Raw genomic sequence first — 11,437 nt, 5'->3', positions numbered from 1 at the left:
CATCATGCAGGAAACTGCTCATATTCCCTCTCGCGCAACCGCATAACCTGTCATGCCACAGGTAGCAGAATGATAGATGCCAGCATGAAACAATTCATGCCGTTACTTTCGCGCCATAAAAAAAGCAGATGAACCAGTCTGGCTGATTCATCTGCTTCAATCAGTGCGGCATCGTCATGGGGAGGGATCGCTCAGATCCCGCCCCAGGCGGCCTGTCAACGCATGTCGTGCAGGGCTGCGGCAATGGCGTCCCCGAACTGTGTCGTGCTGGCCTTGCCACCAATATCGGGCGTACGGGGGGCAGCGGGGTTGGCCAGAACCGTCTCGATGGCCTTGAGCACCATGCGCCCGGCTTCCGGCTCGCCAAGATGATCGAGCATCATGGAAGCCGCCCAGATCTGACCAACGGGATTGGCGATGTTACGCCCGGCAATGTCGGGGGCGGACCCATGCACGGGCTCGAACATGGAGGGGTAACGCCGCTCGGGATTGATGTTGGCGGACGGCGCCACCGCGATCGTGCCCGTCACCCCCGGCCCGAGATCGGACAGGATATCGCCAAACAGGTTACTGCCTACCACAACGTCAAAATATTCAGGCGAGAGGACAAAACGCGCGGCCAGAATATCGATATGGTGGCTGTCGATGCGGGTGCCCGGATACTGCGCGGCCATTTTCTCGAACCGCTCATCCCAAAACGGCATGGAATGGAACAGGCCGTTAGACTTCGTGGCCGATGAAACATGCGGTCGGTCCAGCTTCTTGGCCAGTTCAAAAGCATACCGGATGATGCGGTCCGTGCCGTGCCGGGTGAACACGGCGGTCTGCACCACGCCTTCGGCATCCGTGCCCTCGGCAAAACGGCCGCCAATGCGCGAATATTCGCCCTCGGTGTTTTCACGCACGATCCAGAAATCAATGTCGCCAGGCTTGCGGTCAGCCAGCGGGCAGCGGATGCCGGGCAGCAGGCGGACGGGGCGCAGATTGACGTACTGGTCAAAATCACGCCGGATGGGAATCAGCATCCCCCACAGCGAGATATGGTCCGGCACGGTCGGATACCCCACCGCGCCAAGCAGGATGGCATCATGCTGCGACAGGCGGTCCATGCCATCGGCTGGCATCATGCTGCCGGTCGCAAGATAGGTTTCGCAGCTCCAGTCATATTCGGAATACTGGAAACCGATGCCGCAGATCTTGCCAATGCTATCGAGCACCTTCAGCGCAGGCGGCATGACTTCCTTGCCAATACCATCACCGGGCAGGACTGCAATCTTGTATGTCTTCATGATACTTCATCTCTCCGCGTCTGTTGCGCAAGATAATAACGGGCCAGGCGCTCCCAGTAGGTCACGCCGCGACCAATCACGTTGTCATTGAAATCATAATCCGGCGCATGCAGGGCAGCAGACGGGCCATTGCCGATCATGGCATAAGTGCCCGGACGCTGCTCGAGCATGAAGCCGAAATCCTCCGAGGCCAGGCTGGGCGGCACATCGGTATCGGCAGGCGGCCAGGCTGTATCCGCATCCATGTCACGCATCACATGGCCCACAATGCGCGTGGGCGCTGCCGCGTTGACGGTGACAGGATACGGGCTGTGGTAGTCCACCGCCATTTCAACCCCGCCTGCCTGCGCCATGCCCGCAGCCAGATCCACCAGTTCTTCACGCAGGCGCTCGAGTGTGTCACGGTCCAGCGCCCGGATCGTGCCTGCAAGTTCCGCCTGGTCGGGAATGATATTGTCCGTGCTGCCAGCATGGAATGTACAGACCGAAACCACGGCTGGCACCAGCGGGTTCGTGCGCCGCGCCACAAGCTGCTGCATGGCTTGCACCAGCGCCGCCCCGGCCAGAACCGGATCGGCCGAAAGGTGGGGCTGCGCCGCATGCGCGCCCCGCCCCCTGATGCGGATACGGAACCGCCAGCCCCCCGCCATGATCGGCCCGTTACGCACCGCAAGCTGCCCCGCCGGCAGGCCGGGCCAGTTATGCAGCCCGAAACACGCTTCAGCCGGAAAGCGCGTGAACAGGCCCTCCTCGATCATTACGCGCGCGCCTGCGCCCCCTTCCTCGCCGGGCTGGAAGACGAAATGGATCACCCCATGTTCCGGCGGTCGGGCCGCCAGCCGGGCGGCGGCGCCAAGCAGCATGACCGTGTGCCCGTCATGCCCGCAGGCATGCATCCGGCCTGCATGACGCGAGACATGGCCATGCGTGCCCCGTTCATGCACCGGCAGCGCATCCATGTCGGCGCGCAGTATGATTGACGGGCCGGGGCGGTTGCCATGCAGGGTTGCCACGACCCCTGTCGTGGCAAGGCCACGGACGGGCGCGTAGCCGATTTCGGTCAGGTATTCATAAACCAGATCGGCTGTGCGGACCTCCTCGAAACGCAGTTCGGGGTGGGCGTGCAGATCCTGCCGCAGGGCGGTCAGTTCGGTAAGGCATGCGGCCCGGGTCATCGCGCTTTATCCCTCAAACGACATCAGCACGCTTTTGTGCCGCAGGTTGGCCTCCACCGCCTGTCGCCCAAGGTCCTTGCCAATGCCCGAACCGCCAAAGCCGCCCGTGGGAATGACAAAATCAGCCGATCGCCCGTATCGGTTGACCCACACCGTGCCTGCCTTCAGCCGCCTGACCGCCCGCATGGCGCGACCGAGGTCAGCGGTATGCACGCCAGCGGCCAGCCCGTATTCAGGGTGTTCGGCCAGCGTCATGGCTTCCTCTTCTTCCCTGAAGGTCTGCACGGTCAGGACCGGGCCAAAGATTTCCTCGCGCACGGCCACATTCTGCATGGTCACGTTGGTCAGCACCGCAGGCGAGAGGAAAACCCCGCCGCTATCGGGCAGCAGGCGGCGCATGGGCACGGCCTGCTGCGCGCCTGCCGCACAGGCGCGGCTGACGATGTCTTCTATCCGCTGCGCCTGGGAGGAGGAAATGATCGGGGCGTAGGCCGCCTCTCCATTCCATGTAGGGCCAGGGCGGACCTGGCCTGCCAGCGTGGCGATGCGCTCGATGAGGGGGGCTGCGACCTTTTCATGCACGATCAGGCGCGAACCGGTCACGCACACCTGCCCGGCATTGCCGGTAAAGGCGCGGAAGATACGGGCGGCCACCGTGTCGATGCAGCTGATGTCCTGATAGACCACCTGCGGGCTCTTGCCACCGAGTTCCAGCGTAACCGGCTTGGGCCCGCTTTGAGCCGCCGCCTGCATGACCGCAATGCCCGTGCGGGTGGAGCCGGTAAAGGTGAGCTTGCCCACCAGCGGGTGCCGCGACAGCGCCGCGCCCACCACGCTGCCTGCCCCCTGCACCACATTGAACAGCCCCGCGGGCAGGCCCGCCTGCTCGCCAAGCTGGGCCAGCAGCACGACGGAGAACGGCGTCATTTCCGAGGGCTTGAGTACCACGCCATTGCCCGCCACCAGGGCGGGCAGCACTTTCCAGCTGCCCATGACCAGCGGAAAATTCCACGGCGCGATGGCGCCGATCACGCCATAGGGTTCGGCAATCGTCATGCCCAGCAGGTCCGACTGGGTGGCGGCCACATCACCGCCAAGCTTGTCGGCATATTCCGCGAAGAAACGCATCCCCTCCGCCGTAAACGGCACATCCCATGCCGTGCTCTCGGCAATGGGGCGGGTGGAGCAGAAGGATTCCAGTCGGGCCAGCCGCCCGGCATTTTCTTCCACCAGCCGTGCCCACTGCCGGATCACCCGCGCGCGTTCACGCGGGGCACAGGTGGCCCAGCCACTTGTTGCCTGCACATGGGCTGCGCGGCGCACGGCCTGATCGACGATATCCGCGCTGCCTGCGGGGATATGCCCCACCACCGCGCCGCTTGAGGGAGCGTGTACCGCAATCTGCTCCCCACCCGCGAGCAACTGGCCGCCAATGAAATGGCCTGCGGGAATATCAGCAAGGGCGGGATCGAAAGACAGTGAGGACGACATGAAACGTTTCCTGAACCAATATGCGTTTTATCCGTATGCCGGACCGGACCACGCCCGGACGGCAGCCTCCCTCAAACGGGGCGCGCATGACACGCAGGTCGTGCCCGCCATTGTAAGGCGCGGGCTGGACATTATGTTTCGTACTCAACACAGAAACAGGACTTCCTGCTTTCCTGCCCCTGTTTTTTTTAAACAAATTTCATTCCGGGTGCGTGACTCTTTCGGGTATGTGAATTCAGGTCGCATCCTCATATCATTCGGCATATGCCCCGCCAGCAGACCCAACCCAAGAGAGAACCAATGCCGGCTTTATTCCGACGTGTAGCCGAAAAAGACCGAAAAACCATACGCCTGTTCGTCGATGGCCATGAAATCGAGGCGCTGGAAGGCGACACCGTGCTGGTGGCCCTGCTGACACGGATCGGGCAACTGCGCCACAATGAATTCGACAATGCGCCACGGGCGGGTTTCTGCCTGATGGGGGCGTGTCAGGACTGCTGGGTATGGACCGAAGACGGCACGCAGCTACGCGCATGTTCGACAACGGCCCAGCCCGGCATGCGCATTACCACAACGGAGGTCCCATGGCTGACGAACCTGTAATCGTCATCGGCGCGGGGCCGGCTGGCACGCGCGCGGCGCAACGACTGGTGCAGGCAGGCCTGCGCCCGGTTGTCATTGATGAAAACGACCGCCAGGGTGGCCAGATCTATCGCCGCCAGCCGGAAAATTTTCACCGCGCGCCCGAAAAGCTGTACGGCACCGAAGCAGCAAAGGCGACCAGCCTGCATACGGATTTCGATCTGTTGCGCCCCCATATCGACTATCGCCCCGGCACGACCGTATGGGGCGTTTCGACTGAAGGGCTCATGACCGTGCGCGGGCAGGATGTGACCATCGTGCCATTCAGCCGGGTCATTATCGCATCAGGGGCGACCGACCGGATCATGCCGGTGCCCGGCTGGACCACGCCGGGAGCCTACAGCCTTGGCGCCGCCCAGATCGCGCTGAAGGCGCAGGCCTGCGCCATCGGGCAGAAGCCGGTTTTCATGGGCACCGGCCCGCTGCTCTATCTTGTGGCCTGGCAATACCTGCAGGCGGGCGCCAAACCGGCCGCCGTGCTTGATACCAGCGCTGTCTCCACCCGCATGCGGGGCCTGCGGCGCATGGCCAGCCGGGCGCGGGTCGTGGCCAATGGCGTGCGTTACATGGCCGACCTCGCGCGTGCGGGCGTGCGCCTGCATGCCGGGATCACGCCGCGCGCCATTGAAGGCAGCAACAACCAGGTATCGGGCGTGGCATGGCGCGACAGCCGGGGCAGGCTGCGCCATGTTTCGTGCGATGCGGTCGGCATGGGCTACGGCCTGCGTTCGGAAACGCAGTTGGCCGACCTGCTGAAATGCGAATTCATTTTCGACCCCTGCTTTACCCAGTGGCGCCCGCATGTTGACCGCAATGGCCACACCAGCCGGCCCGATGTCTATCTGGCGGGCGATGGCGTGCTGCTGCGCGGGGCCGACGCGGCCGAGGCCGCAGGCCAGCTTGCCGCCTGCGCCGTGCTGCGCGATGGCGGCCATGCGGTTGCCGACACCGAATTCACGCAACTGCACGAGACGCTGGCAGTCATGAACCGCTTTGGCCGGGGCCTGGCCGAAGCGTTCCCCTGGCCTGCGCATCTGGCCCGCGCCCTGCCCGATGAAACGGTGGTTTGCCGGTGTGAAAACATAACGGCAGGCGAGATCCGCCGCGCGGCGGGCGAACTCGATGCGCCCGAGATGAACCGCGCCAAGGCCCTCACCCGCCCCGGCATGGGGCGGTGTCAGGGGCGCATGTGCGGCCTTGCCGCAGCCGAGATCCTGGCCGCGGCGCGCAATGTGCCGGTGCGCGAAGTCGGCCGCCTGCGCACGGCAGCGCCCGTCAAGCCCCTCCCCCTTAACTGCACGGTAAAATCATGACCGCCTATCCGACCAACCGCATGCAGGCCGATGTGATTATTGTCGGCGGTGGCTTCATGGGGGCCGCGACGGCTTTTTTCCTGCGCAGGCAGGGGCTGTCGGTCATCCTGCTGGAGCGTGACCTGGTGGGACAGGCGGCAAGTGGCGTCAATTTTGGCAACGTGCGCCGCCAGAGCCGCTATCTGGGCCAGTTGCCGCTGGCCAACCGCTCGCGCGATATCTGGCTCAACATGCCCCGCCTGATCGGGGAAGATGCAGAGTTTGTCATGAGCGGGCACATTCTGGTCACCACCAGCGAAAAGGACGGCGCCCGGCTGGAAAAATACGCGGTTGACTGCAAGCCCTACGGCCTGGACCTGACCATCATGACCGGGGCGCAGGCGCGTGCCCAGTTCCCCATGGTCGGCCCTGATATCCGCACCGTTTCCTATTCCCCGCTCGACGGGCATGCCAATCCCCGCCTTGCCGCCCCGGCCTTCGGGCGCGCGGCGCGGCGGGCAGGCGCGCGGGTGATCGAAAACGCCGAAGTGTGCGCCATTACCAAATCGGCGGAAGACTTTATTGTCGAGACACGGAACGGGCAGTCCTTCCAGGCCCCCCTCCTCCAGATTTCAAGCGGGGCATGGGGTCGGGCGATGGCCGCCTCCTTTGGCGAGGATATTCCCTTTGCCGCCAATGGCCCGCAGATGGGGGTGACCGAACCGCTCCCCTACCGCATCGAGCCGGTCATCGGCTGCGCCTCGAGCGTGCCGGAGGAAGGCGTCTACCTGCGGCAGGTCAAGCGCGGAAATATCGTGTTTGGCGGCGGCCTGCGCAGCGTGGCGGACATCGTGGCCAAACGCGCGCCGATCGACCCGCTCAACACCATGCGCCAGATGCCCCACCTTGCCCGGCTGGTGCCACAGATGGCGCGGCTGCGCATTATCCGCACCTGGTCGGGGGTGGAAGGATATGTGGGCGACAACCTGCCCATCATGGGGCCAAGCAGCAAGGTGCCCGGCCTGTTCTTCGCCTTCGGCTTCTGCGGTCACGGCTTTCAGCTTGGCCCCGGCGTGGGCATGACCATGGCGGAATTGATTGCAACCGGGCGCACCGACATTCCGCTGGAGCCCTTCCATATAAAACGGTTCCAGTAACCCGGCCCGGCGATGGCAGCCGTGCGTGCCATTGCCGGGCCTCCTTCACGCGCCGCCCGTCGCGGCGCAGGGTGCATGATAAAGCGCTGGGAGCATGCGATCTTCTTTTCTTATCCGTGCGGACATGCCACCTTCATGCTGCATGACGCATCGACGCCACAACAGCGGTTTTTATATGGACAAAGGTAATCGGCCAACATGATATCCCAGCCAAAACTGGACCGGATTGACCTGCGTATCCTTGCGCAACTGCAGCGCAACGGACGACTGACCAACGTGGAACTCGCACGCCGGGTGGGCCTGTCGGCCAGTCCGTGCCTGATCAGGGTCAAGCGCCTGGAAAAAGCGGGATATATTGTCAGTTATGGCGCACAGATCAATTTACAGAAAATAAGCAGCCTGCTTACGGTCTTTACCGAAGTAACGCTATCGGACCACCGGCGGGATGATTTTTCCCGTTTTGAAACCTATATCCAGAAAATTTCATCCGTCGTGGAATGTCATCTGGTCAGTGGTGGCTATGATTACCTGCTGAAGTTCATGACCAAAAGCGTGGATCATTATCAGGAAATCGTGGAAACAATGCTTGATCGTAATATCGGCATTGAAAAATATTTCAGCTATATTGTCATAAAATCTCCCATCATCAAATCCGCCGTGGCGATTGAAAGCCTTCTGGACAGTAACGATACGTAAATTTGATGATGACCCCCACGGGCAAGGACCAGAATACTACCAGAATCAATGCCGCTCCATCAGGATTATGGGCTGCTCAAATGTCGGAAACGGCATAATCTGCCCCGGGTGGTGGCATTTCCCGTAACATCTTCTGTTGGTCTATGACACAATCAACAGGTCTGTTAAAACTCCATAACATTTGGCCAAGCGCGACATGACCCCAGAAAAACTGATTTCCATCGATCGGGATCACCTGATCCATCCCGTTTCCTCCTGGCGAGATCAGGAAGAGGCTGGTCCCCGCATCCTGCATTCAGGCCATGGCGCCTGGCTCAAGGACATTCACGGCAAGGAACTGCTTGATGGCTTTTCCGGCCTGTGGTGCGTCAATGTCGGCTATGGCTGCAAGAGCGTGGTCGAGGCCGCGACCGAGCAGATGGCGCGCCTGCCCTATGCCACGGGGTATTTCGGCTTTGCCAGCGAACCCGCCATTACGCTTGCTGGCCGACTGGCCGCGCGCGCGCCGGGCAACCTGAACCGCATCTTCTTTTCGCAGGGCGGCTCGGATGCGGTGGATAGCGCGCTGCGCTTCATCCGTTTCTACCAGCATGCCCGCGGCACGCCCGAGCGCCGTCATGTCATTGGCCTGGCCCGCGGCTATCACGGCTCTACCTATACCGGCGCGGGGCTGACGGCGCTGGCGGCCTTCCATCGCGATGCCGATGTGCCTCTGTCGTGGCAGCACCATATTCCCAGCCCCTATGCCTACCGCCACCCCGGCGACAATAGCGATGCCGCCGTCACGGCAGCATCCGTGGCCGCGCTGAAGGCCAAGGTTGCCGAACTTGGCGCAGACAAGGTCGCGGCCTTCTTCTGCGAACCGGTTCAGGGGTCGGGCGGCGTGATCGTGCCGCCCGCGGGCTGGATGAAGGCCATGCGCGAGACATGCCGTGAACTGGGCATCCTGTTCGTGGCCGATGAGGTCATTACGGGTTTTGGCCGCACAGGCCCCCTGTTTGCCTGCGAGCGCGAAAACGTGGTGCCCGACATGATGACGGTCGCCAAAGGCCTGACATCGGGCTATGCCCCGATGGGTGCCGTGTTCATGTCTGAAGATATTTACACCACCATCCGCGATAACACGCCCCCCGGCGTTGCGGTTGGCCATGGCATGACCTACAGCGCGCACCCTGTCAGCGCCGCCATCGGCCTGGCCGTGCTGGACCTGTATGAACAGGGCATGCTGGCCAATGGCGTCAAGGCGGGTGAACACCTGGCCCGCCGCCTGCATGCGCTGGGCAACCACGCGCTGGTGGGCGATGTGCGCATCAGCGGCATGCTGGCCGGGATCGAACTGGTTACCGACAAGATGACCAAGCGCAAGCCGGATGCGAAGCTCAAGATCGCCAGCAAGCTGTCGAGCATCGGTTATGAAAAGGGCGTGCTGTTCCGTGCCTTTGGTGATGACATCATCGGCCTGGCCCCGCCGCTGTGCTGCACCACCGAAGAAGTCGATCTGCTGTGCGACCGCCTGACCGACGTGCTCGATGCCGTGCGCGACGATGCGGATGTGCGCGCAGCCCTCAAGGGCTAACGTCTACCCCTGAACTGTTATCAGGACCGGGCCGGGATATGGGCATATCCCGGCCTTTTTATTATGTCATCTTGATGTAGGGCCTTGGGTTCTGCCTTTGGTGAAGCGTTTTGCAGAAAGCTTCACCAAAAACTTCTTTATAATAAAATGGTATTTATTGTATTGGCCTGCCCATCGTCATCAGGCGGGCCGCCTCCGGCGCCGCACCATGTCGATCACGACAAACAGCAGGCATGTGCCGAGGCTGGCAGCAGCCGTTTCCCGCTGCGCGGGATTGCTGAACATGGCAGCAAAAATCACCACCACCCCGCCCAGACAGGCAATATTGATGGCTGGAAACAGCGGCAGATGGAAAAACGCTTTCTGCGCCTCCCTGGGCGCCCGACGGCGCAGGACAATATAGGCCGTCATGATCAGGGAATACACCACGAGAATCACCGCCCCGCTGCAACTGAGCAGGAACGAAAAGACCGTATCAGGCGCGACAATAGAGGCAAAAGCCACAATCCCCCCGGCAACCGAATTGGCCACGATGGCATTGACCGGCGTATTATGTCGACCATGATGCTGAAGAGCTGCCGGAGCATCCCCATGGCGTGCCAGTTCCGCCAGAATGCGTGATGTGATGTACAGGCTGGAATTCATGCACGAGATCACTGCCGTCAGCACCACGATACGCATGCCTGCCGCAGCGCCAGGAATGTGCATGGCCTGCATGGCCATGACAAAGGGCGAATGCCCCGGCACAATATCGCTCCACGGCACGATCATCAGGATCAGGCCGATCGAGAGGCTGTAGAACAACGTCAGCCGCGTGCCCAGGCTACGGGTTACGTGCGCGACATTCCGGGCAGGCTCTGCTGTTTCTCCTGCTGCCACCGTCGCGATTTCAGAGCCGATCATGGTAAACAGGACGGTAGGAACAATAGAAAGCACCGCAATACTGCCATGTGGCATGAAACCGCCATGCCCCAGCAGGTTGTGCACTACCGGCACTGGCGGCCCCAGCACGTGCCCGACAGCCAGACTGCCCACCAGCACGAACACGACGATGCTGACCACCTTGACCATGGACAGCCAGAATTCACATTCGCCAAATATGCGCACGGCTACCAGATTGATAACCATGAGCGTGACAATCAGGCCCGTTGCCAGCAACCAGACAGGCAGGTTGATGCTTTCATGCAGCAAGATGGCGCCAGCAATCGCCTCGCTACCCAGCACGACCAGCCAGAAAAACCAGTACAGCCAGCCTGCGGTAAATGCCGCCCCATTGCCATGAGCCTCACGGATATAGGCCACGAACGAGCCCCGGCCAGGGCGGGCCGTTACCATTTCACCCAGCATGCGCATGACCAGCATGACCAGCAGCCCCACCGCCACGAACGCCACCAGCACGGCCGGTCCGGCTGCGGCAATGGCAGCGCTGCTACCCACAAACAGCCCTGCCCCGATGGCCCCGCCGAGGGCGATCATGATGACATGACGCTGCCTGAGCGTGGACAGGGCATGATTGGAATAAGAAGAACCAGCCGTATCGCCCATGCCGTGTACCATTCCCTGCAAGGTTGGGAGAATACTGGTCATGACGGGTGGTTTTTCATTGGCCATGACCAGCCCGTATCGTTTCCAGACATTTATAATACTGGCATATATTTAACTTGTAGCGTTTATTATTGTTTCTTTTGTGAAATATTATATGTGCAGGATTCAGCTCAGCCGGGTGCCATTGGGCACGCTGCGTTCGATCGATGCCAGCACAACGCCCTCCGGCGTTTCAAAACCCGATAGCAGGAACTGCGAGCGGAAGGGGCCGATCTGCTTTTCGGGGAAATTGATGATCCCGATCACCTGCCGCCCCACCAGCGTGTCGCGGTCATACAGTTTTGTAAACTGCGCGCTGGTTTTCAGTTCGCCATAAGGGCCGAAATCAGCCCATATCCTGTAGGCTGGCTTACGGGCTTCGGGAAAATCCTCGACACGAACAATCGTGCCCGCAACGATCAGGACTTTTTCAAAATCATTCCAGCTTATTTTTTCCATGGGGCTCACTCTCCATCATAATAACAGGGCAAATGGTGCAGATGTTTTTCCGACGTAATGGGCTCATAGTGCGCCG

At 61.6% G+C, this 11,437-nt stretch carries 10 protein-coding genes; 5 read left to right on the top strand and 5 right to left on the bottom strand.

What is annotated here, in order from left to right:
• Window positions 1-215: 215 nt before the first annotated feature.
• The 3 genes from R5N89_RS02540 to R5N89_RS02530 are packed head-to-tail and all read right to left on the bottom strand — an operon-like array spanning window position 216 to window position 3,955.
• Window positions 216-1,289 (bottom strand): tartrate dehydrogenase, encoded by a 1,074-nt coding sequence (locus R5N89_RS02540; RefSeq protein ID WP_110566999.1) that lies wholly within the window; start codon window positions 1,287-1,289, stop codon window positions 216-218.
• Window positions 1,286-2,464 carry an amidohydrolase gene (locus R5N89_RS02535; RefSeq protein ID WP_110566997.1) on the bottom strand — a complete coding sequence of 393 codons (1,179 nt, stop codon included), beginning with the start codon at window positions 2,462-2,464 and terminating at the stop codon, window positions 1,286-1,288. Before R5N89_RS02535 ends, R5N89_RS02540 begins: the two co-directional genes overlap by 4 nt.
• 6 nt (window positions 2,465-2,470) lie before the next feature.
• The gene (locus R5N89_RS02530) at window positions 2,471-3,955 is read right to left on the bottom strand and encodes an aldehyde dehydrogenase (protein ID WP_110566995.1); all 1,485 of its coding nucleotides are present in this window, start codon (window positions 3,953-3,955) and stop codon (window positions 2,471-2,473) included.
• A gap of 300 nt (window positions 3,956-4,255) precedes the next feature.
• On the opposite strand from R5N89_RS02530, the gene R5N89_RS02525 reads away from it, so the two are divergent.
• From R5N89_RS02525 to R5N89_RS02505, 5 genes are all read left to right on the top strand, one after another.
• Window positions 4,256-4,558, top strand: a complete 303-nt coding sequence (locus tag R5N89_RS02525) for a (2Fe-2S)-binding protein (protein WP_110566993.1) — start codon at window positions 4,256-4,258, stop codon at window positions 4,556-4,558.
• A complete protein-coding gene (locus R5N89_RS02520; RefSeq protein WP_110566991.1) occupies window positions 4,540-5,910 on the top strand; it encodes an NAD(P)/FAD-dependent oxidoreductase in 1,371 nt (456 codons plus the stop codon). The genes R5N89_RS02525 and R5N89_RS02520 overlap by 19 nt, the downstream gene beginning before the upstream one ends.
• A complete protein-coding gene (locus tag R5N89_RS02515) occupies window positions 5,907-7,046 on the top strand; it encodes an FAD-binding oxidoreductase (protein WP_110566989.1) in 1,140 nt (379 codons plus the stop codon). Before R5N89_RS02520 ends, R5N89_RS02515 begins: the two co-directional genes overlap by 4 nt.
• Before the next feature lie 198 nt (window positions 7,047-7,244).
• The gene (locus tag R5N89_RS02510) at window positions 7,245-7,742 is read left to right on the top strand and encodes an Lrp/AsnC family transcriptional regulator (RefSeq protein WP_078524773.1); all 498 of its coding nucleotides are present in this window, start codon (window positions 7,245-7,247) and stop codon (window positions 7,740-7,742) included.
• 196 nt (window positions 7,743-7,938) lie between these two features.
• Window positions 7,939-9,318 carry an aminotransferase class III-fold pyridoxal phosphate-dependent enzyme gene (locus R5N89_RS02505; RefSeq protein ID WP_110567338.1) on the top strand — a complete coding sequence of 460 codons (1,380 nt, stop codon included), beginning with the start codon at window positions 7,939-7,941 and terminating at the stop codon, window positions 9,316-9,318.
• A 180-nt stretch (window positions 9,319-9,498) separates the two neighbouring features.
• Here R5N89_RS02505 and R5N89_RS02500 read toward each other — a convergent pair whose 3' ends face one another.
• On the bottom strand, window positions 9,499-10,863 hold the full coding sequence (locus tag R5N89_RS02500) for an amino acid permease (RefSeq protein ID WP_244192042.1): 1,365 nt from the start codon (window positions 10,861-10,863) through the stop codon (window positions 9,499-9,501).
• Between the two features lie 165 nt (window positions 10,864-11,028).
• The gene (locus tag R5N89_RS02495; protein WP_110566985.1) at window positions 11,029-11,361 is read right to left on the bottom strand and encodes a tRNA-binding protein; all 333 of its coding nucleotides are present in this window, start codon (window positions 11,359-11,361) and stop codon (window positions 11,029-11,031) included.
• Window positions 11,362-11,437 lie beyond the last annotated feature (76 nt).

It is taken from the genome of Komagataeibacter sucrofermentans DSM 15973, assembly GCF_040581405.1.
GTDB classification, from domain to species: Bacteria; Pseudomonadota; Alphaproteobacteria; order Acetobacterales; family Acetobacteraceae; genus Komagataeibacter; species Komagataeibacter sucrofermentans.
The sequence above is the reverse complement of the archived record's forward strand: the minus strand, read 5'-3'. Positions and strand labels throughout refer to the sequence as shown.

Excerpts from the sequence above, each read along its gene's own strand:
- R5N89_RS02530 (WP_110566995.1), bottom strand. The coding sequence starts at position 3,955 with ATGTCGTCCTCACTGTCTTTCGATCCCGCCCTTGCTGATATTCCCGCA.
- R5N89_RS02535 (WP_110566997.1), bottom strand. The coding sequence starts at position 2,464 with ATGACCCGGGCCGCATGCCTTACCGAACTGACCGCCCTGCGGCAGGAT.
- R5N89_RS02520 (WP_110566991.1), top strand. The coding sequence starts at position 4,540 with ATGGCTGACGAACCTGTAATCGTCATCGGCGCGGGGCCGGCTGGCACG.
- R5N89_RS02525 (WP_110566993.1), top strand. The coding sequence starts at position 4,256 with ATGCCGGCTTTATTCCGACGTGTAGCCGAAAAAGACCGAAAAACCATA.
- R5N89_RS02515 (WP_110566989.1), top strand. The coding sequence starts at position 5,907 with ATGACCGCCTATCCGACCAACCGCATGCAGGCCGATGTGATTATTGTC.
- R5N89_RS02510 (WP_078524773.1), top strand. The coding sequence starts at position 7,245 with ATGATATCCCAGCCAAAACTGGACCGGATTGACCTGCGTATCCTTGCG.
- R5N89_RS02500 (WP_244192042.1), bottom strand. The coding sequence starts at position 10,863 with ATGGGCGATACGGCTGGTTCTTCTTATTCCAATCATGCCCTGTCCACG.
- R5N89_RS02540 (WP_110566999.1), bottom strand. The coding sequence starts at position 1,289 with ATGAAGACATACAAGATTGCAGTCCTGCCCGGTGATGGTATTGGCAAG.
- R5N89_RS02495 (WP_110566985.1), bottom strand. The coding sequence starts at position 11,361 with ATGGAAAAAATAAGCTGGAATGATTTTGAAAAAGTCCTGATCGTTGCG.
- R5N89_RS02505 (WP_110567338.1), top strand. The coding sequence starts at position 7,939 with ATGACCCCAGAAAAACTGATTTCCATCGATCGGGATCACCTGATCCAT.